The organism is Streptomyces sp. enrichment culture (assembly GCF_964272895.1).
Lineage (GTDB): Bacteria > Actinomycetota > Actinomycetes > Streptomycetales > Streptomycetaceae > Streptomyces.
On record NZ_OZ186832.1, the window covers coordinates 6,283,700 to 6,304,915 of the forward strand.

At 72.9% G+C, this 21,216-nt stretch carries 16 protein-coding genes and 1 tRNA gene; all 17 read left to right on the forward strand.

All coding sequences use genetic code 11. The features are described 5' to 3' along the window. Nucleotides 1-157: 157 nt before the first annotated feature. The 17 genes from ACSU6M_RS28105 (at nucleotide 158) to ACSU6M_RS28185 (ending at nucleotide 21,174) form a co-directional block, all read left to right on the forward strand. Entirely contained in the window at nucleotides 158-1,339 is a 1,182-nt protein-coding gene (locus tag ACSU6M_RS28105; RefSeq protein ID WP_437073337.1) for an ROK family protein, read from the forward strand. 262 nt (nucleotides 1,340-1,601) lie between these two features. Then, nucleotides 1,602-3,119 (forward strand): sugar ABC transporter ATP-binding protein, encoded by a 1,518-nt coding sequence (locus tag ACSU6M_RS28110; RefSeq protein ID WP_437073339.1) that lies wholly within the window; start codon nucleotides 1,602-1,604, stop codon nucleotides 3,117-3,119. Next, nucleotides 3,116-4,135 (forward strand): ABC transporter permease, encoded by a 1,020-nt coding sequence (locus tag ACSU6M_RS28115; protein WP_437073341.1) that lies wholly within the window; start codon nucleotides 3,116-3,118, stop codon nucleotides 4,133-4,135. Before ACSU6M_RS28110 ends, ACSU6M_RS28115 begins: the two co-directional genes overlap by 4 nt. A gap of 17 nt (nucleotides 4,136-4,152) precedes the next feature. Continuing rightward, nucleotides 4,153-5,196: a substrate-binding domain-containing protein gene (locus ACSU6M_RS28120; RefSeq protein ID WP_437073343.1), complete on the forward strand. Its 1,044-nt coding sequence runs from the start codon at nucleotides 4,153-4,155 to the stop codon at nucleotides 5,194-5,196. Between the two features lie 64 nt (nucleotides 5,197-5,260). Next, nucleotides 5,261-6,490, forward strand: a complete 1,230-nt coding sequence (locus tag ACSU6M_RS28125) for a Gfo/Idh/MocA family protein (RefSeq protein ID WP_437073345.1) — start codon at nucleotides 5,261-5,263, stop codon at nucleotides 6,488-6,490. Between the two features lie 15 nt (nucleotides 6,491-6,505). Next, nucleotides 6,506-7,504: a sugar phosphate isomerase/epimerase family protein gene (locus ACSU6M_RS28130; RefSeq protein ID WP_437073346.1), complete on the forward strand. Its 999-nt coding sequence runs from the start codon at nucleotides 6,506-6,508 to the stop codon at nucleotides 7,502-7,504. 760 nt (nucleotides 7,505-8,264) lie between these two features. Beyond that, nucleotides 8,265-10,781 carry a PQQ-dependent sugar dehydrogenase gene (locus tag ACSU6M_RS28135; protein WP_437073347.1) on the forward strand — a complete coding sequence of 839 codons (2,517 nt, stop codon included), beginning with the start codon at nucleotides 8,265-8,267 and terminating at the stop codon, nucleotides 10,779-10,781. Nucleotides 10,782-10,795: 14 nt separating this feature from the next. Next, entirely contained in the window at nucleotides 10,796-12,154 is a 1,359-nt protein-coding gene (locus ACSU6M_RS28140) for a ThuA domain-containing protein (RefSeq protein WP_437073348.1), read from the forward strand. A 264-nt stretch (nucleotides 12,155-12,418) separates the two neighbouring features. Next, on the forward strand, nucleotides 12,419-13,570 hold the full coding sequence (locus ACSU6M_RS28145; protein WP_437073350.1) for an inositol-3-phosphate synthase: 1,152 nt from the start codon (nucleotides 12,419-12,421) through the stop codon (nucleotides 13,568-13,570). Beyond that, nucleotides 13,567-14,562: an SCO3242 family prenyltransferase gene (locus tag ACSU6M_RS28150; RefSeq protein ID WP_437073352.1), complete on the forward strand. Its 996-nt coding sequence runs from the start codon at nucleotides 13,567-13,569 to the stop codon at nucleotides 14,560-14,562. Before ACSU6M_RS28145 ends, ACSU6M_RS28150 begins: the two co-directional genes overlap by 4 nt. After that, nucleotides 14,559-15,536: a sugar phosphate isomerase/epimerase family protein gene (locus ACSU6M_RS28155; RefSeq protein WP_437073354.1), complete on the forward strand. Its 978-nt coding sequence runs from the start codon at nucleotides 14,559-14,561 to the stop codon at nucleotides 15,534-15,536. The genes ACSU6M_RS28150 and ACSU6M_RS28155 overlap by 4 nt, the downstream gene beginning before the upstream one ends. Continuing rightward, on the forward strand, nucleotides 15,533-16,366 hold the full coding sequence (locus tag ACSU6M_RS28160) for an EboA domain-containing protein (protein ID WP_437073356.1): 834 nt from the start codon (nucleotides 15,533-15,535) through the stop codon (nucleotides 16,364-16,366). Before ACSU6M_RS28155 ends, ACSU6M_RS28160 begins: the two co-directional genes overlap by 4 nt. After that, nucleotides 16,366-17,214, forward strand: coding sequence for a TatD family hydrolase (locus tag ACSU6M_RS28165; protein ID WP_437073358.1), 849 nt, complete (start codon nucleotides 16,366-16,368; stop codon nucleotides 17,212-17,214). Before ACSU6M_RS28160 ends, ACSU6M_RS28165 begins: the two co-directional genes overlap by 1 nt. Nucleotides 17,215-17,217: 3 nt before the next feature. Beyond that, nucleotides 17,218-18,387 (forward strand): metabolite traffic protein EboE, encoded by a 1,170-nt coding sequence (gene eboE, locus ACSU6M_RS28170; protein ID WP_437073360.1) that lies wholly within the window; start codon nucleotides 17,218-17,220, stop codon nucleotides 18,385-18,387. Beyond that, nucleotides 18,384-19,763: a nucleotide pyrophosphatase/phosphodiesterase family protein gene (locus ACSU6M_RS28175; protein WP_437073361.1), complete on the forward strand. Its 1,380-nt coding sequence runs from the start codon at nucleotides 18,384-18,386 to the stop codon at nucleotides 19,761-19,763. Before eboE ends, ACSU6M_RS28175 begins: the two co-directional genes overlap by 4 nt. Nucleotides 19,764-19,823: 60 nt before the next feature. Beyond that, the gene (locus ACSU6M_RS28180; RefSeq protein ID WP_437073363.1) at nucleotides 19,824-20,864 is read left to right on the forward strand and encodes a sugar phosphate isomerase/epimerase family protein; all 1,041 of its coding nucleotides are present in this window, start codon (nucleotides 19,824-19,826) and stop codon (nucleotides 20,862-20,864) included. A gap of 222 nt (nucleotides 20,865-21,086) precedes the next feature. Beyond that, nucleotides 21,087-21,174: transfer RNA gene (locus tag ACSU6M_RS28185), tRNA-Leu, on the forward strand. Nucleotides 21,175-21,216 lie beyond the last annotated feature (42 nt).

Sequence of the window (21,216 nt, forward strand, 5' to 3'; positions counted from 1 at the left end):
CCGTGCGCGCCTGAGGGCGTCTTTGTCCTCTCAGTGGAAAAAGTAGGGGGCAATTCCTGCGCGACTTCTTCCCAGTCCTGGGCGGCCACTGCTACGTTCCCCTCGAAAGCCAGACGGCAGTGGCCGAAAACCAGGCGGGGAGGGGCACGTGAGACGCATGACGGCACGACCCGCGAACGCTCACCAGGCCCGGCTGCTCAAGCTGTTGCGTGACGGCGGCCCCAACTCCCGTGCACAGCTGGGGGATCAGGTCGAGCTGTCACGGTCCAAGCTGGCCGTGGAGGTCGACCGGCTGCTGGAGACCGGCCTGGTGGTGGCCGACGGCCTCGCCGCCTCGCGCGGTGGCCGCCGTTCCCACAACGTCCGGCTCAACCCCGGACTGCGGTTCCTCGGCGTCGACATCGGAGCCACGTCCATCGACGTGGCCGTCACCAACGCCGAGCTGGAGATCCTCGGACACCTCAACCAACCCATGGAGGTGCGCGAGGGCCCGGTCGCGGTCTTCGAGCAAGTCCTCGCCATGGCCGCCAAGTTGAGGGCCTCCGGACTCGCGGAGGGCTTCGACGGCGCCGGCATCGGCGTGCCCGGACCGGTCCGCTTCCCCGAGGGCGTACCGGTGGCGCCGCCGATCATGCCGGGCTGGGACGGCTTCCCCGTGCGGGAGGCGCTCAGCCAGGAACTCGGCTGCCCGGTGATGGTCGACAACGACGTGAACCTGATGGCGATGGGGGAGCAGCACGCCGGGGTCGCCCGCAGCGTCGCCGACTTCCTCTGCGTCAAGATCGGCACCGGTATCGGCTGCGGCATCGTCGTCGGCGGCCGAGTCCACCGCGGTACGACGGGCAGCGCCGGCGACATCGGCCATATCCAGGCCGTGCCCGACGGGCGTCCGTGCGCCTGCGGCAACCGGGGCTGCCTGGAGGCCCACTTCAGCGGCGCGGCCCTGGCCCGCGACGCCGAGGAGGCCGCCCGGCAGGGGCTGTCGGCGGAACTCGCGGCCCGGCTGGAGACGCACGGCGCCCTGAGCGCCGTCGACGTCGCCGCCGGGGCCGCCGCCGGTGACTCCACCTGCCTCGACCTCATCCGCGAGGGCGGCACCCGGACCGGCCAGGTCATCGCCGGTCTGGTCAGCTTCTTCAACCCCGGTCTCGTGGTGATCGGCGGCGGGGTGACCGGCCTCGGCCACACCCTGCTGGCCGCGATCCGCACCCAGGTCTACCGCCAGTCGCTGCCGCTGGCGACCGGCAACCTCCCCATCGTCCTCGGCGAGCTGGGCCCCACCGCCGGTGTCACCGGTGCCGCCCGCCTGATCAGCGACCACGTGTTCTCGCCCGCGTAAGCACACTCGTCCCTCATCGGCTCGACCAGCACAGCGCGTCGCCTCGCCCTGCCCTGCACTGCCCAAGTCCTGTACTGCCCCACGCTCGGCACCACCGCCCCACGCTCAGCACCGCCCAACGCGCAGCACCGCCCAACGCGCAGCACCGCCCCACGCTTTGCCCTGCTCCACGCCCCGCACAACCCACGCCCCGCACAACCCATGCTTCGCCCTGCCTCTGCTTCGCCCTGCCCTGAAACCGGCCCGACGCCCAGGGGAACCCATGGCACCACAACCACCGCTGCTCAGCATGTCCGGCATCACCAAGTCCTTCCCCGGAGTCCGGGCCCTCGACGGCGTCGACCTCGACGTCCAGGCAGGTGAGGTCCACTGCCTGCTCGGCCAGAACGGGGCCGGCAAGTCCACCCTCATCAAGGTCCTCGCCGGCGCCCACCAGCCCGACACCGGCACCATCCGCTGGCGCGGCGAGCCCGTCACCCTCCGCTCGCCCATCGCCGCCATGCGCCTCGGCATCGCCACCATCTACCAGGAACTCGACCTCGTCGAGCACCTGTCGGTGGCCGAGAACGTCCACCTCGGCCATGAACCCACGGCCGCCGGTTTCGTCGTACGCCGCAGAGCGGCACGCGAGTCGACCGCGCTGCTGCTGCGGCGACTCGGGCATCCCGAGATCGATCCGGCGCGCCTGGTGGGCGAGTTGTCCGCCGCCCAGCAGCAGATCGTCTCCATGGCGCGGGCGCTCTCCCACGACGTACGGCTCATCGTGATGGACGAGCCCTCGGCCGCGCTCGACCCCGACGAGGTCGACAACCTCTTCCGGATCGTCGGCGATCTGACCGCGGACGGCGTGGCCGTCGTCTACATCTCCCACCGCCTGGAGGAGATCCGCCGCATCGGCGACCGGGTGACCGTGCTCAAGGACGGGCGCGCGGTGGCCGGCGGACTGCCCGCGAAGACCACGCCGACCCGAGAGGTCGTGGCGCTGATGACCGGGCGGAACATGGAGTACGTGTTCCCGGAGCGCCCCGGCGAGCCGTCCCGGCGGGAGCCCGTGCTCCAGGTGCGCGGCCTGGGCAGGGAGGGGGAGTTCGCACCCCTCGACCTGGACGTGCACGCCGGTGAGATCGTCGGGCTCGCCGGACTCGTCGGCTCCGGCCGTTCCGAGATCCTGGAAACCATCTACGGCGCCCGCAGGCCCACGGCCGGTCATGTCCTCGTCGACGGACGGCCGTTGAGGCCCGGCAGTGTCCGCGCCGCCGTCCGGGCCGGACTCGGCCTGGCGCCCGAGGAGCGCAAGGCGCAGGCCCTGCTGATGCTGGAGTCGGTCACCCGCAATGTCTCCGTCTCCTCACTGGCCCGCTTCTCGCGCGCCGGCTGGATCGACCGCGGCGCCGAACAGGGGGCGGCGCGCGCGGCGGTGCGCGAGCTGTCGCTGCGGCCCGACAACCCGGAGGTGCCGGTGCGCACGCTGTCCGGCGGCAACCAGCAGAAGGCCGTCCTGGCCCGCTGGCTGCTGCGCGGCTGCCGCGTCCTGCTCCTCGACGAACCCACCCGCGGCGTCGACGTCGGCGCCCGCGCCGAGCTCTACGCGGTCGTGCGCCGTCTGGCCGACGAAGGACTCGCGGTGCTGCTGGTCTCCAGCGAGGTGCCCGAGGTGCTCGGCCTCGCGGACCGCGTCCTGGTGCTCCGCGAGGGCCGGGTCGTCCACACCGCGCCCGCCCGCGAGCTCGACGAACACCGCGTACTCGACCTGGTCATGGAAGGAAGCCCGGCGTCATGACGCAGCACGTCTCCCCGCCTCGGGACGGCACCGGCAAGGCGGCCCCCGCCGGCGGACTCCCCGCCTGGCGCGGGATGTTGTTCCGCGCCGACGTCCGCACGCTCTCCCTCCTCGGAGTGCTCGCCGCGCTGATCGTCATCGGCGGGATCACCAAGCCGGAGGAGTTCCTCGACACCCGCAACCTCCAACTCGTCCTCACCCAGGCATCCGTCATCGGCGTCGTCACGGTCGGCATGACCTTCGTGATCACCTCCGGCGGCATCGACCTGTCCGTCGGCGCGATCGTCGCCCTCGCCTCGGTCTGGGCGACCACCGTCGCCACCCAGGAGTACGGCTTCGCCGGCATCCTGTTCACGGCGGTGATCGTCGGCGTGGGATGCGGGCTGGTCAACGGGCTGCTCATCGCGTACGGCGGGATGGTCCCGTTCATCGCCACGCTCGCCATGCTGGCCTCGGCGCGCGGCCTCGCCCTGCAGATCACCGACGGACGCACCCAGATCGTCACCGTCGACGGCATCCTCGACCTGGGCGAGCGCGACGCGTATGTGCTGGGCATCCCGCCGCTGGTGCTGGTGTTCGCCGCCGTCACCGTCGTCGGCTGGCTGCTGCTCAACCGCACCACCTTCGGCCGCCGCACCGTCGCCGTCGGCGGCAACGCCGAGGCCGCCCGGCTCGCCGGCATCGACGTCCGCCGGCAGCGGCTGTATCTGTACCTGCTGTCCGGGCTGTGCTGCGGGATCGCCGCCTTCCTGCTGATCGTCCTGTCCGGCTCCGGCCAGAACACCAACGGCAACCTCTACGAACTCGACGCCATCGCCGCCGCGATCATCGGCGGAACCCTGCTCAGCGGGGGCCGCGGCACCATCACCGGGTCCGTGCTCGGTGTCCTGATCTTCACCACGATCACCAACATCTTCGCCCTGAACAACCTGCAGAGCGACGTCCAGCAGATCGCCAAGGGCGCGATCATCGTCGCCGCCGTGCTGGTCCAGCGCCGTACCGCGAGCACGACCTGAGGAAAGGGTTCACCGCCATGTCAGAACTTACGAGCCGCAGAGGACTGCTCTTCGGGGCCGCCGCCGTCTCCACCGGTGCCTTCCTCACGGCGTGCACGAGCAACGAGACCAAGGACGACAGCGGCAAGGCCGCCGGCAACCAGCCCGCCGCCGACGACAAGCCCGGCAAGGCGGTCACCATCGGCTTCGCCGGACCCCAGGCCGACCACGGCTGGCTCAACGCGATCAACGTCAACGCCCGTGAACGCGCCGAGAAGTACTCCGACGTCACCCTGGAGATCACCGAGGGCTCCAACGACACCGCCGCCCAGATCGGCCAGATCGAGACCCTCATCAACAAGAAGGTCGACGTCCTGGTCGTGCTGCCCGCCGACGGCAAGGCCCTCACCCAGGTCGGCCTGAAGGCGATGCGCGCCGGCATCCCCGTCGTCAACCTCGACCGCATTTTCAACTCCCCGCAGGCATACCGCTGCTGGATCGGCGGCGACAACTACGGCATGGGCCTCAACGCCGGGCACTACATCGGCGAGAAACTCAAGGACAAGCCCGACGCCCGCGTCATCGAACTCGCCGGCCTGGACAACCTGGAACTCACCCAGCAGCGCACCCAGGGCTTCGACGACGCCCTGAAGAACTACCCCAACATCAAGAAGGTCGCCCGCCAGGCCGCCGAGTTCACCGTCGAGTCCGGCCAGGCCAAGATGGCCCAACTCCTCCAGGCGCAATCGAAGTTCGACGCCCTGTGGAACCACGACGACGACCAGGGCGTGGGCGCCCTGCGCGCCATCGAACAGGCCGGCCGCGACGACTTCCTGATGGTCGGCGGCGCCGGCGCCCTCTCCGCCTTCCAGGCCATCAAGCGCGACGACGGCGTCCTCAAGGCGACCGTCCTGTACCCGCCCACCATGGCCGCCTCCGCCATCGACCTCGCCCGCGCCCTCGGCCAGGGCAAGGGCATCGGCGGCATGGCCGAGTTCGAGATCCCGGCGTCGGTCACCCTCTACTCGGCCGTCGTCGACAAGACCAACGTCGACCAGTACATGCCCACCGGCTTCCAGTGAGGCGCCCGCACCCCCCACCGCGCCCCGACCAAGAGCGCGCCCCGACGAAGAGGAGGAGCACCGCATGGATCAGCCGCAGCAGTCAGAGGAGACGGGCGGTTCGACGGAACCCCACGGCAGGGCCCGGCCGCCGCTGCGGATCGGCATGGTCGGCTACGCCTTCATGGGCGCCGCCCACTCCCAGGGCTGGCGCACCGCGGGCCATGTCTTCGACCTGCCGCTGCGCCCCGTCCTCGCCGCGATCTGCGGCCGGGACGCCGACGCCGTGCGCGCCGCGGCCGACCGGCACGGCTGGGCGTCCGCCGAGACCGACTGGCGCGCCCTGATCGCCCGCGACGACATCGACCTCGTCGACATCTGCACCCCCGGCGACAGCCACGCCGAGATCGCCCTGGCCGCCCTCGCCGCGGGCAAGCACGTGCTGTGCGAGAAGCCCCTCGCCAACACGGTCGAGGAGGCGTCGATGATGGCCGCCGCCGCCGAAGAGGCCCATGCACGGGGGCGGTTGGCGATGGTCGGCTTCAACTACCGTCGGCTGCCCGCCACCGCGCTCGCCCGGCGGATGGTCGCCGAGGGCCGCCTCGGCACCCTGCGGCATGTGCGGGTGACGTACCTCCAGGACTGGCTGGCGGACCCGCAGTTCCCGCTCACCTGGCGGCTGCGCAAGGAGCACGCGGGGTCGGGCGCGCTGGGCGACCTGGGCGCGCATGTCGTCGACCTCGCCCAATATCTGGTGGGCGAGCCGTTGGCCGGGGTGTCCGCGCTGACGGAGACCTTCGTCCGGGAACGCCCGCTGCCCGTCGGCGCCACCAGCGGCCTCGCCGCCGTCTCGTCGGCCGGCACCGGCACGGTCACCGTCGACGACGCCGCCCTGTTCACCGGCCGCTTCCCCTCCGGCGCCCTCGCCTCCTTCGAGGCCACCCGCTACGCCACCGGCCGCAAGAACGCCCTGCGCCTGGAACTCAACGGCGAGCGCGGCTCCCTGGCCTTCGACCTGGAGCGCCTCAACGAGCTCTGGTTCCACGACGCCACCGAGCCCTCCACCCACGCCGGCTTCCGCCGCATCCTCGTCACCGAACCCGACCACCCCTACCTCGACGCCTGGTGGCCGCCCGGCCACGGACTCGGCTACGAGCACACCTTCGTCCACCAGGCCCGCGACCTCGTCCACGCCGTCGCCGAGGGCCGCCGCCCCGAGCCGTCCTTCGCCGACGGACTCCAGGTGCAGCGCGTCCTGGCGGCCGTGGAGGAGAGCGCCGAGAAGAACTCCGTCTACACCCCCATCGCGGTCTGAAGGAGGCCCTCGACGATGCCGCGCACCTTCACCCTGTTCACCGGCCAGTGGGCCGACCTGCCCCTGGAGGAGGTCTGCCGACTCGCCCGCGACTTCGGCTACGACGGACTCGAACTCGCCTGCTGGGGCGACCACTTCGAGGTCGACAAGGCGCTCAGCGACCCCTCCTACGTGGCGTCGAGGCACCAGCTGCTCGACAAGTACGGCCTGAAGTGCTGGGCCGTCTCCAACCACCTCGTCGGCCAGGCCGTCTGCGACGCCATCATCGACGAACGCCACCAGGCCATCCTCCCCGCCGAGGTGTGGGGCGACGGCGACCCCGAGGGCGTACGGCAGCGCGCGGCCGCCCGGATGAAGGACACCGCCCGCGCCGCGGCCGCCTTCGGCGTGGACACCGTCATCGGCTTCACCGGCTCCGCCATCTGGCACCTGGTCGCCATGTTCCCGCCCGCCCCCGAGGCGATGATCGAACGCGGCTACGAGGACTTCGCCGCCCGCTGGAACCCGATCCTCGACGTCTTCGACACCGAGGGCGTCCGCTTCGCCCACGAGGTCCACCCCAGCGAGATCGCCTACGACTACTGGACCACCCAGCGGGCCCTGGAGGCCGTGGACCACCGTCCCGCCTTCGGCCTCAACTTCGACCCCTCCCACTTCGTCTGGCAGGACCTCGACCCCGTCGGCTTCCTGTGGGACTTCCGCGACCGGATCTACCACGTCGACTGCAAGGAGGCCCGCAAGCGCCTCGACGGCCGCAATGGCCGGCTCGGCTCCCACCTCCCCTGGGGCGACCCGCGCCGCGGCTGGGACTTCGTATCCGCCGGACACGGAGACGTGCCCTGGGAGGACGTCTTCCGCATGCTGCGCTCCATCGGCTACCAGGGTCCCGTCTCGGTCGAGTGGGAGGACGCCGGCATGGACCGCCTCCAGGGCGCCCCCGAGGCCCTCACCCGCCTCAGGGCCTACGACTTCGACCCGCCGTCGGCCTCCTTCGACGCGGCGTTCGGCAACTGAGCCACGGCCCTCCGGGCGGTGAGCCGCGGGGGCGTGGAGCCGAGGGGGTGTGGAGCCGAGGGGGCGTGGAGCCGAGGGCCACGGAGGATCTGGGCCGAGGGCCCCGAGCCGCTGACCCCCGAGCCGCTGGGCCTGGGGGTCAGGGAGCCGGCGCTCCGCTGACTCCGGGCCACCGGGCGACCGGACCGATCGACCCAGGGCGACCGAGTCGCTTCGTCCCCCGAGCCCCTGGGGTCACCGAGCCCGTTCGCCCCCTGAGCCTCAGGGTCACCGAGCCCGTTCGTCCCCTGAGCCCCTGGGGTCACCGAGCCCGTTCGTCCCCCGAGCCTCAGGGTCACCGAGCCCGTTCGTCCCCTGAGCCCTTTCGCCCCCTGAACCCCAGGGGTCACCGAGCCCCTTCGCCCCCCAAGTCCTGGGCCACCGAGCGCCTTCCTCCCCGATCCCCCCGAACCCCAGAACCCCGGCGCCTGAGCACCACGCACTCAGGGACACCGAGCGCTGGAACCCAGACACACCGACGCCCAGCCCCGAAGGCCCAGACCCACCCACGCCCAGCCCCCGAAGGCCCGAACTCAGCAAGCCCCAGCCCCAGCCCCCGCATCCCCAGACCCACCAAAGCCCCACCCCCCGAATCCCAGGGCACTTGCCGACCTGATCCGCACCCCAGGCGGCCCGCGGCCCTGACTCCCCCTCTCCGGGATGACGGCGCATCCCGGCGTACGCCATCACCCGCACAACCGGCCCCATTCTGGAGGCACCCGTGCACGGGAACGACCGCACCACCAGCCCCACAGGCAACAGGACTCACAGACGACGCCCGTCCTTCCGTCAGGCCGTCGCCCTGCTCAGCGGCGCGCTGCTGGCGGGCGCGTCGCTCACCCTCGCCGCACCCCAGGCCGGCGCAGCCGTCGCCGGCGAGGGGACCGCGGCGGCCGGGGACACGGCCGTGGCCGAGGACTTCCAGCAGGTCACCCTCGCCAAGGGGGAGGCGGAGGTCGGTGAGCCCATGTCCCTGGCCGTCCTCCCGGACCGCTCGGTCCTGCACACCTCACGCGACGGCGAACTGCGCCTGACCGACGCCGCCGGCAACACCCGCCTCGCGGGCAAGCTGGACGTCTACACCCACGACGAGGAGGGCCTCCAGGGCATCGGCGTCGACCCCGGCTTCGCCACCAACCGCTTCATCTACCTCTACTACGCACCCCCGTTGAACACCCCGATCGGCGACGCTCCCACCACGGGCACCGCCGCCGACTTCGCCCGCTTCGACGGCGTCAACCGCCTCTCCCGCTTCGTCCTGCGGCCCGACGGCACCCTCGACACCGCCAGCGAGACGAAGATCCTCGACGTGCCGGCCTCCCGCGGCATCTGCTGCCACGTCGGCGGTGACATCGACTTCGACGCGGCCGGCAACCTCTATCTGTCGACCGGCGACGACACCAACCCGTTCCAGTCCGACGGCTTCACCCCCATCGACGAACGCGCCGAGCGCAACCCCGCCTTCGACGCCCAGCGCACCTCCGGCAACACCAACGACCTGCGCGGAAAGATCCTCCGTATCAAGGTCAACGCGGACGGCACCTACTCGGTTCCCGACGGCAACCTCTTCCCGCCCGGCACCGCGAACACCCGGCCCGAGATCTACGCCATGGGCTTCCGCAACCCGTTCCGCTTCAGCGTCGACCAGGCCACCGGCATTCTCTACGTCGGCGACTACGGCCCCGACGCCGGCGCCGCCGACCCGGCCCGCGGCCCGGCCGGACAGGTCGAGTTCGCCCGCGTCACCGGCCCCGGCAACTACGGCTGGCCGTACTGCACCGGTGACAACGACCCCTATGTCGACTTCGACTTCGCCACCCGCCAGTCGGGCGCGGCGTTCGACTGCGCCGCCCCCAGGAACACCTCCCCGAACAACACCGGCCTGACCGAGCTGCCCCCGGCGCAGGCCGCCTGGATCCCGTACGACGGCGGTTCCGTGCCCGAGTTCGGCACCGGCTCGGAATCCCCGATGGGCGGCCCCGTCTACCGCTACGACCCGACGCTCGACTCGCCGGTGAAGTTCCCCGAGGCGTACGACGGCGACTTCTTCGCCGGGGAGTTCGGCCGCCGCTGGATCAAGCGGATCGAGAGCGACGGCACGGGAACCGTGCAGTCCATCAACGCCTTCCCCTGGACCGGCACCCAGGTGATGGACATGGCCTTCGGACCCGACGGCGCGCTGTACGTCCTGGACTACGGCACCGCCTGGTTCGGCGGCGACGACAACTCGGCGCTCTACCGCATCGAGAACGCCACCGACGGCCGCTCCCCGGTCGCCCGGGCCGCCGCCGACCGCACCTCGGGCCAGGCCCCGCTGCGGGTCCGCTTCTCCTCCGCCGGCACCACCGACCAGGACGGCGACGCGCTCACCTACCACTGGGACTTCGGTGACGGCACCACCTCGACCGAGGCCCACCCGACCCACCGCTACCGCGCGAACGGCACCTACACCGCGACCGTGACCGCCAAGGACCCGACCGGCCGCACCGGCAGCGCCGGCGTCCGCGTCGTCGTCGGCAACACCGCGCCCACCGTGGTCCTGGAGACACCCAAGGACGGCCAGCTCTTCAGTTTCGGCGACGCCATCCCCTTCAGCGTGAAGGTCAGCGACCCCGAGGACCGAACGATCGACTGCTCCAAGGTCAAGGTCACCTTCATCCTCGGCCACGACACCCACGGCCACCCGGTGACCTCCGCGAACGGCTGCACCGGCACCCTGCAGACCAGCGCCGACGGAGGCCACGACGACGACGCCAACATCTTCGGCGTGATCGACGCCGAGTACACCGACGGCGGAGGCGGCGGCCAGGAGGCCCTCACCACCCACGACCAGCACGTCACCCAGCCCCGCCACCGCCAGGCCGAGCACTTCGGCGACTCCTTCGGCGTCAGCCTGATCAGCAAGGACACCGCCCACGGCGGCCGCACCGTCGGCGACATCCACCACGGCGACTGGATCTCCTTCACCCCGTACGCCCTGAGCAACGCCAGGAGCATCACCGCCCGCGTGTCCTCCGGCGGCACGGGAGGCACCCTGGAGATACGGGCCGGCTCCGCGACCGGCACCCTCCTCGGCCGGGCCGCCGTGCCCGTGACCGGCGGCTGGGAGACGTTCCAGGACGTCACCGCCGGCCTGTCCCGCGCCCCGCGCGGCACCACGACCCTCTACCTCGTCTTCAAGGGCAGCGGCACCGGCGCCCTGTTCGACGTGGACGACTTCACCCTCACCACCGGCTGAGAGGAGGCCACGCCATGCGACCCACCACCGGACTGACCGCGGCCGCCCTCGGAGCGGCCCTGCTCCTCGGCGCAGCGGCCGCCCCCACCGGGGCCGCCCCGGCACCGGACGACCGCGTCCTGGTCTTCTCCAAGACCGCCGGCTTCCGCCACGACTCCATCCCCGACGGCATCACCGCACTGCGCGAACTCGGCGCCACCGGCGGCTTCACGGTCGACGCCACCGAGGACGCCGCCGCCTTCACCCCGGCCAACCTGCGCCGCTACGACGCCGTCGTCTTCCTCTCCACGACCGGAGACGTCCTCGACGCCGGCCAGCAGCGCGCCTTCGAGGACTACATCCGGCGCGGCGGAGGCTACGTCGGCATCCACGCGGCCGCCGACACCGAGTACGACTGGCCCTTCTACGGCGGCCTCGCGGGCGCCTACTTCCACTCCCACCCCGCGATCCAGCCCGCCACCGTGCACGTCGAGGACCGCGCCCACCCGGCCACCGCCGGGCTGGCCCGCACCTGGAACCGTACCGACGAGTGGTACAACTACCGCTCCAATCCCCGCGAGCACGCCCACGTCCTCGCCTCCCTCGACGAGTCCTCCTACTCCGGGGGCACCATGAACGGCGACCACCCCATCGCCTGGTGCCAGAACTACGCGGGCGGCCGCGCCTTCTACACCGGCGGCGGCCACACCAAGGCGTCCTACGCCGAGCCCGCCTTCCGCGCCCATCTGCTGGGCGGCATCCGCTGGGCCACCGGCGCCGCCCAGGCCGACTGCCGCCCCGAGAACGGCTACCGGCCGCTGTTCGACGGCACCTCCCTGGAGGGCTGGCGCCAGGCGGGCCCGGGCGCGTTCACGCTGGACGCCGACGGCACGCTCACCACGACCGGCGGCATGGGCATGCTCTGGTACGCCGCCTCCGGCTTCGGCTCGTACTCCCTGAAGCTCGACTGGCGGATGGCGAGCCCCTCCGGCGACGACAACTCCGGTGTCTTCATCGGCTTCCCGCCCTCGGACGACCCCTGGTCGGCCGTCCACAACGGCTACGAGATCCAGATCGACGCCACGGACGTCCCCGAGAAGACCACGGGCGCCGTCTACGGCTTCCAGTCCGCCGACCTGAAGAAGCGCGACCGTGCGCTGAACCCGCCGGGGGAGTGGAACACGTACGAGATCCGCGTGGAGGGCGAACATCTGCGCGTCTGGCTCAACGGCGTGAAGATCAACGATTTCACCAACACCGATCCGGCCCGCAGCCTCACCGACGGACACATCGGGCTGCAGAACCACGGAGACGCCGACCAGGTGTCCTTCCGTGACATCCGGATCAAGGAACTGCCCACGAGGACCGCCGCCACGGCCTCGCAGGGCGACTGAACGGGCGGCGGGCGGCAGACGCCGGACTTCCGCCCGCCGTCCTCCCACCAGCGCGCCCCGCGCGTACGGCGAACCGCGCGTACGGCGCCCTGCGCGTACGGCGAACAGGCGCCGGACCTCGCAGCGCGCACCCGGCCGGCAGGACGTGCCCCTGCCGGCCTCCCCCCGACCGTCCGCCCGACCTCTCACCCGACCCCCACCCGACTTCGCACCCGACTTCGCGCCCGACCCAGCCCGACTCCGCGTCCGCCGAGGAGGCTTCTCATGCCCGCGTCCCCTGCCCCGTTCCGACCACGCGTGGGGGTGTGGCTCATCGGAGCACGCGGCTCCGTGGCCACCACCGTCGTCGCGGGCTGTGCCGCGCTCACCGCAGGGTTGCGTCCGCCGACCGGCCTGGTCACCGAGACCGCCGCGTTCGCCGGCAGCGGGCTGCCCGCCCTCGCCGACTTCGTCTTCGGCGGTCACGACACCGCCGACTGCCCCCTGCCCAAGCGCGCCGAGGCCCTTGCCGCCGAGGGCGTCCTGCCGGCCGGCCTCCCGGCGGCCGTCGCCGCCGAACTGGCCGCCGCCGAGCGGGAGATCCGGCCCGGCGGCCCCACCCCCGGCGACACCCGCGAAGCCTCCGCCCTGATCGCCGCCTTCACCGCCGACATCCAGGACTTCGTACGACGCCGGAACCTGGCCCGCGCCGTCGTGGTGAACGTGGCCTCCACCGAGCCCGAACCCGCGCCCGGCGCGTGGCCGGCCAGCTCCCTGTACGCGGCGGCAGCCCTGCACGCGGGCTGCGCCTACGTCAACTTCACCCCTTCCACGGGCCTGCACCACCCTTCCCTCTCGGCACTCGCCGCCTCTTGCGGCCTTCCGTACGCGGGCCGCGACGGCAAGACCGGCCAGACCCTGCTGCGCTCGGTGCTCGGCCCGATGTTCGCCCAGCGTGCGCTGGCGGTCCGGGCCTGGTCCGGCACCAACCTCCTCGGCGGCGGCGACGGCGCCGCCCTCGCCGACCCCCGCGCCGCGGCCGCCAAGAACGCCGGCAAGGAACGCGTCCTCGCCGACACCCTCGGCACCACGCCCCAGGGACAGGTCCACATCGACGACGTACCGGCCCTCGGCGACTGGAAGACCGCCTGGGACCACATCGCCTTCGACGGGTTCCTCGGCACCCGCATGGTCCTGCAGACCATCTGGCAGGGCTGCGACTCCGCTCTCGCCGCCCCCCTCGTCCTCGACCTCGCCCGCCTCGCCCTCCGGGCCCACGAAGCCGGCCTCTGTGGCCCCCTCACCGACCTCGCCTTCTACTTCAAGGACCCCCTCGGCGACGGTCCCGCCTCCCTCGGCGAGCAGTACGCCGCCCTCCTGTCCTTCGCCGCCCGGCTACGACCGGCCCCGGCGGGCGTCCCGGAGGACCGGCGATGAGCGCGCCCACCCGCCGATCCCGGCCGCGCGGCGCGACCGAGCCGCCTGCCGTCACCGCCGAGCACCCCCGTGGCGCCGCCGAGGCGCCCCCGCGCCGACCGAGCCCGCGGGCCTGGGCCGAACTCCTCCGGCTCCCCGCCCTGTTCTCCGTCCCCGGCGACGCCCTGGCCGGAGCCGCGGCGGTCGGCGCGCGCCCGAACCCCCGCACCCTGCTCGCCATCGGCTCCTCCCTGTGCCTGTACGAGGCCGGAATGGCCCTCAACGACTGGGCGGACCGCGAGGAGGACGCCCGAGAACGCCCCCACCGCCCCCTTCCCTCCGGCCGGATACGCCCGGCCTCGGCCCTGCTGGCCGCGGGCGCCCTCACCGCGGCGGGCCTCGCCCTGGCCGCCCGTGCGGGCCGCCCCGCCCTGGCCGTCGCGACACCGCTCGCGGCCACGGTCTGGGCGTACGACCTCGCCCTCAAGCACACCCCGGCCGGCCCCGCGGCCATGGCCGCCGCGCGCGCCCTCGACCTGCTCCTCGGCGCCGCGGCGACCACCGGCCGGCCCCGTCCCGCGCTGCCCACCGCCGCACTGCTCGCCTCCCACACCCTCGCCGTCACCACCGTGTCCCGAGGCGAGACCACCGGCACCTCCCCGGCCCCACCGCTCGCCGCCCTCACCACGACCGCCCTGCTGACCCACCTCCTGACGAACACCACCCCCACCCGAGGGCCCGGCCCCGCCCCTGCGCACCGCCGCCCCCTCCCGCAAGCCGCCCGCAGCGCCCTCGGCACCGCCTACGCCCTCACCACGGCCCGCCCCTACTGGCACGCCGCCCTCAACCCCGCGCCCCCTCTCCTCCAGCGAGCCGTCGGCGCCGGTGTCCGCGCCACCATCCCGCTCCAGGCCGCGCTCGCCGCCCGCGACGGAGCCCCCGGCACCGCCCTGCTCATCGCCGCACTCGTCCCACCGGCCCGAAGGGCGGCGAGGCGGGTGAGCCTCACATGATCGACCGTCACGTGGCAGACCACCGGCCCCCGAACAACCCCCTCCGCTTCGGCTACGGCACCAACGGCCTCACCGACCTCCGACTCGACGACGCCCTGGCCCTGCTCGCCGACCTCGGCTACGACGGCGTGGGCCTGACCCTCGACCACATGCACCTCGACCCGCTGGCCCCCGACCTCGCCACCCGCACCGGACGCGTCGCCCGCCGGCTCCACGCGCTGGGCCTGGAGGTAACCGTCGAGACCGGGGCCCGCTATGTGCTCGACCCGCGCCGCAAGCACGGCCCCTCCCTGCTGGACCCCGACCCCGCGCAGCGGGCGCTTCGGACCGACCTGCTGATCAGGGCCGTCCGCGTCGCCGCCGACCTCGGCGCGCACGCCCTGCACTGCTTCAGCGGTGTGACCCCGCCCGGCACGGACACCGACACGGCCTGGAAACACCTCGCCGACGCGCTCACGCCCGTCCTCCACGCCGCCGACACCGCGGGCGTCCCGCTCGCCGTGGAACCCGAACCCGGCCACCTCCTCGCCACCCTCGACGACTTCCACCACCTGCGTCACCTCCTCGGCGACCCCGAGCCCCTCGGGCTCACCCTCGACATCGGCCACTGCCAGTGCCTGGAACCACTGCCACCCGCCGACTGCGTCCGCGACGCCGCGCCCTGGCTGCGCCACGTCCAGATCGAGGACATGCGCCGCGGCGTCCACGAACACCTCCCCTTCGGCGACGGCGAGATCGACTTCCCTCCCGTCCTCGCCGCCCTGACCGCCACCGGCTACCAGGGCCTGACCGTCGTCGAACTGCCCCGCCACTCCCACGCCGGCCCCGACCTGGCAGCACGCTCCCTTCCGTTCCTCCACCACGCGGCCACCCCCGGCGACCGCCCCGCACCCGCCCCGGCGACCACCCCGCCCCAAGGCGCACCGCGCCCCGCCGACCCGGCTTCCGCCCCCCGAGAAGGGAGCCCCCGATGAACCACCCGCGCCCACACGACCTGGACACGCCCCGCCCCACCCGAGCGACGCCCCCCACCGACTCCTCACCCGCACCTTCCGAACCCCGACCGGCCTCCACCGCCCCCTCACCCCTGCCGGCAGACACCCCGCCCGCGCCCGCACACACCCGGCCCGTGCCCGCAGACACCTCACCCGCCCCTCTCGACGCCCTCCGCGCCCGTCTCGACGCCCAGCTCGACGGCGCCGCCCGCGCCTGGCTCGACCAGGCCCTCGCCGAGGCATCCGCGCATCCCGGCGCGCACGGCCCGATCTCCGTGTGGGAGCTGCGGATCGCCGAGGCCGGCCGGCGCTGCGGCGCCGAGTACGCCGACGCCGCCCGCGTCCTCATCCTGGACGCCGCCCGCGCCGACCCGGCCGCCCTCACCCGCGTCTACGTCCAGGGCACCGGCGCCGAACGCCGTGCCGTCCTGCACGCCCTGCCCCACCTGGTCGCCGGCCCCGACGCCGTGCCCCTCGTCGAGGACGCCCTGCGCACCAACGACACCGGCCTCCTCGCCGCGGCCGTGGGCCCCTACGCCGCCCGGCACCTCGACCCGCACTCCTGGCGGCACGCCGTCCTGAAGTGCCTGTTCACCGGTGTCCCCGTCGACGCGGTGGCCGACCTGGAGCGACGGGCCCGCGGCGACGCCGAACTCGCCCGCATGCTCACCGACCACGCCGCCGAACGCACCGCCGCGGGCCGCCCCGTCCCCGCCGACCTGCACCGCGTCCTGGCCCTCGCCGACACCCCCGCGACCGGCCCGGCCCGGCACCGCACGGGCGACGACCCCCACGGCAAGGAGTCCTGATGCGCCTCTTCGACCCGCACATCCACATGACCTCGCGCACCACCGACGACTACGAGGCCATGCGCGCCGCCGGCGTCCGCGCCGTCGTCGAACCCTCCTTCTGGCTCGGCCAGCCCCGCACCTCGCCCGCCTCCTTCCTCGACTACTTCGACTCCCTGCTGGGCTGGGAACCCCACCGCGCCGCCCAGTACGGCATCGCCCACCACTGCACGCTCGCCCTCAACCCCAAAGAGGCCAACGACCCGCGCTGCACACCCGTCCTCGACGAACTGCCCCGCTATCTCGTCAAGGACCACGTCGTCGCCGTCGGCGAGATCGGCTACGACTCCATGACCCCCGCCGAGGACACCGCCCTCGCCGCCCAGCTCCAACTCGCCGCCGACCACGGCCTGCCCGCCCTGGTGCACACCCCGCACCGCGACAAGCTCACCGGCCTGCGCCGCACCCTGGACGTGGTGCGCGAGTCCGCCCTCGACCCGAGCCGGGTGCTGCTCGACCACCTCAACGAGACGACCGTCGAGGAGGCCAAGGACAGCGGCTGCTGGCTCGGCTTCTCCGTCTATCCCGACACCAAGATGGACGAGCGGCGGATGGTCGCCGTGCTGCGCACCTACGGCCCCGAGCGGGTCCTGGTCAACTCCGCCGCCGACTGGGGCCGCAGCGACCCCCTGAAGACCCGCGCGGTCGCCGACCTGATGCTGGCCGAGGGCTTCGACGAGGACGACGTCGACCGCGTCCTGTGGCGCAACCCCGTCGCCTTCTACGGACAGAGCGGCCGCCTCGCCCTCGACGCCCCGGCCCCCGCCGCCACCCACGCCGGCAACTCCATCCTGCGCGGCGGTGAGTGAGCCATGCGCTTCCGCCATGCCGACGGCTCGGTCGTCCACCTCGCCTACTGCACCAACGTCCACCCCGCCGAGACCCTCGACGGCGTCCTCGCCCAGCTGCGCGACCACTGCGAACCGGTGCGCCGCCGGCTGGGCCGCGACCGCCTCGGCATCGGCCTGTGGCTCGCCGCCGAAGCCGCCCGCACCCTGGACGCCGACCCGGCCGCGCTGCGCACCCTGCGCGCCGAACTCGACCGCCGGGGCCTGGAAGTGGTCACCCTCAACGGCTTCCCGTACGAGGGGTTCGGCACCGCAGAGGTCAAGTACCGCGTGTACCGGCCGGACTGGACCGACCCCGAGCGCCTGGAGCACACCACCGCCCTGGCCCGGGTGCTCACCGCACTCCTCCCCGACGACGTCACCGAGGGCTCGGTCTCCACGCTCCCCCTGGCCTGGCGCACTCCCTGGGACAGCCGTCGTGCCGAGGCCGCCCACCGCGCCCTGCGTACCCTCGCCGCACGTCTCGACGCCCTGGAGGACCTCACCGGCCGCCATGTCCGCGTCGGCCTCGAACCGGAACCGGGCTGCGTCGTGGAGACCACCGGCGACGCTCTCGCCCTGCTGGCCGCGATCGGCCACCCGCGCCTCGGCGTCTGTGTCGACACCTGCCATCTCGCCACCTCCTTCGAAGACCCGGACACCGCCCTGGACGCCCTCGCCCGAGCGGGTGTCCCCGTCGTCAAGTCCCAGCTGTCCGCCGCCCTGCACGCCGAGCACCCCCATCTGCCCGAGACCCGCGCGGCCCTCGGCGCCTTCGCCGAGCCACGCTTCCTGCACCAGACCCGCACCCGCACCGCCGCCGGACTGCGCGGCACCGACGACCTCGGCGAGGCGCTGGCCGCCGACGCCCTGCCCGACGGCGGCCCCTGGCGCGCCCACTTCCATGTCCCGCTGCACGCGGCCCCCGCCGATCCCCTCACCTCCACCCTCCCGGTGCTGGAGCGCGCACTGGCCCGCCTGGTGGGTGGCCCGCACCCGCTGACCCGCCACCTCGAGGTGGAGACCTACACCTGGCAGGCCCTGCCGCCCGCCCTGCGCCCCCGCTCCCGCGCCCAGCTCGCCGACGGCATCGCCGCCGAGCTCGCGCTCGCCCGTGATCTGCTGACCGACCTCGGTCTGAAGGAGCTGCCATGACCGGGCCCACCCCGCTGCTCGTGCTCGACGTGGTCGGCCTCACCCCCCGTCTCCTCGACCACATGCCTCATCTCCAAGCCCTCGCCGACACCGGCTCCCGGGCACCGCTCGGCACCGTCCTGCCCGCGGTGACCTGCGCCGCGCAGTCGACGTTCCTCACCGGCGCCCCGCCCCGCGAACACGGCATCGTCGGCAACGGCTGGTACTTCCGCGACCTGGGCGAGGTGCTGCTGTGGCGCCAGCACAACGGCCTGGTCTCCGGCGACAAGATCTGGGACGCCGCCCGCCGCGCACACCCCGGCTACACCGTCGCCAACATCTGCTGGTGGTACGCCATGGGCGCCGACACCGACTACACCGTCACCCCCCGGCCGATCTACTACGCCGACGGCCGCAAGGAACCCGACTGCTACACCCGCCCGCCGGCTCTCCACGACGAACTCACCGCCGAACTGGGCACCTTCCCCCTCTTCCACTTCTGGGGCCCGGGCGCGGACCTGGTCTCCAGCCGGTGGATCATCGACGCCACCCGCCACATCAACGCCACCCGCCATCCCGACCTGACCCTCTGCTACCTCCCTCACCTCGACTACGACCTGCAGCGCCACGGCCCCGACGACCCGCGGTCCCTGAAGGCCGCCGCCGACCTGGACACCGCCCTGGCCCCGCTCCTGGACGACGCCCGCGCCGAGGGCCGTACCGTCGTGGCCCTCTCCGAATACGGCATCACCCGCGTCAGCCGCCCGGTCGACATCAACCGCGCCCTGCGCCGGGCCGGGCTGCTGGAGGTGCACACCCAGGACGGAATGGAGTACCTCGACCCGATGGCCTCACGGGCCTTCGCGGTCGCCGACCACCAGATCGCCCACGTCTACGTACGCCGCCCCGAGGACATGGCCGCCACCCGCGCCGCCCTGGCCGCACTCGCCGGGATCGAGGAACTCCTCGACGACGAGGGCAAGAAGCGGCACGGCCTGGACCATCCGCGCTCCGGTGAGCTCGTCGCCGTGGCGGAGCCGGACGCCTGGTTCACGTACTACTACTGGCTCGACGACCACCGCGCCCCCGACTTCGCGCGGCTGGTCGAGATCCACCGCAAGCCCGGCTATGACCCCGCCGAGCTGTTCATGGACCCCTTCGACCCCTACGTCAAGGTCAGGGCGGGAACGGCGCTGGCCCGCAAGAAACTCGGCATGCGCTACCGCCTGGCCGTGGTGCCCCTCGACCCGACGCCTCTTCGCGGCAGCCACGGCCGCCTGCCCATGAGCGACGACGACGGTCCGCTCATCATCTGCTCCACCCCCCGCGCTGTCGGAGACCGCGTCGCGGCCACCGACGTGAAATCCCTGCTGCTCCATCTGGCCGGTCTGTCCTGACCTGTCATCAGTGAAGCACTCACCCCTGACAACGCCCCGCGATCACGAGGAGTTCCAGACATGAGCCGCTTTTCCCCGACCGATCCCGAACTCGTCCACCGCCTCAGCAGACGAGGCATGCTCGGCGTCGCCGCCGGCGCCACCGCGGCCGCACTGCTGGGCACGGCCGCCACCCCCGCGGCCGCCGTCACCGGCACCGCGAGCGGCGCCGCCGGACGCGGCCGCCCCGTCCTGCCGCCCGGCCGCCTCGGCATCCAGCTCTACAGCCTGCGCGACAAGGTCTCCACGCTCGGTTTCGCACCCGTCTTCGCCGAGCTGGAGAGGTACGGCTACGACGAGGTCGAGTTCGCCGGCTACACCCAGGGCTCGGCCGGGCCCATCACCCTCGCCCAGCTCCGCCGGCTGGCCCACGACCACGGCCTCAACCCGATCGGCAGCCACGTCGGCTACCACTCCAGCGACCCGAACGCCTACACCTTCGCCCAGAACCTCACCAAGGTCCTCGACGACGCCGAGGCCCTGGGCCTGAAGCACATCGGCACCGCCTCGAACCCGTTCCGCTACGGCTCCACCGTCGACGCCTGGAAGCGCGCCGCCGAGGACTTCAACACCTACGGAGCGGCGGCCCGGGCCCGCGGCATGAAGTTCTACCAGCACAACCACTCCGAGGAGTTCTCCTTCGCCACCGACGACCCCAAGGTGCGCCTGTACGACGTGCTGCTCGCCGAGACCGACCCGGACCTGGTGTTCCTGGAGATGGACATCTTCTGGGCGTACGTCGGCCAGTTCCGCTTCTCCAAGCGGCCCGACGGCACCGCCGCACCGTTCGAGCCCCTGGACTACGTACTGCGGCAGCCGCACCGCTACCCGCTGTTCCATGTGAAGGACGGGGAGAGGGATCCGTCGACCCAGTTCGGCTACCGCATGACCGACGTCGGCGACGGCGACATCGACTACCGCAAGTTCATCTCCGGCGTCACCCGGCTGCGGGGCGAGCGTCTGGCCCACCACTGGCAGGCCGAGCACGACCAGCCCGCCGACTCCTTCGCCTTCGCCCGCCGCTCCAGCGAGCATCTGCACTCCCTGCGCGAACAGTGCTGATCCGCCGGCCCAGGTGAGGGGGCCCTCCCCGCCACCGGGAAGGGCCCCTCACCTGGACGGCACCGGCCTCGGTCACTGTCGGTGAGGGATCGGGGCCGGAGCGTGGGGCAGGGCGCCGACCTGCGGTGGTGTGCGGATACGCAGGTGAAGGGCACTCCGAAACCTTGGTATTGTTGTCCATGTCGCCGCGGGGAACGCCCCGCGCAAGGCGGCAGACACCTGGTCCGGGTGGCGGAATGGCAGACGCGCTAGCTTGAGGTGCTAGTGCCCTTTATCGGGCGTGGGGGTTCAAGTCCCCCCTCGGACACCACAGAGAGTAACCGCAGCGTGTGCGGGTCGGGCAGGGTCCCGG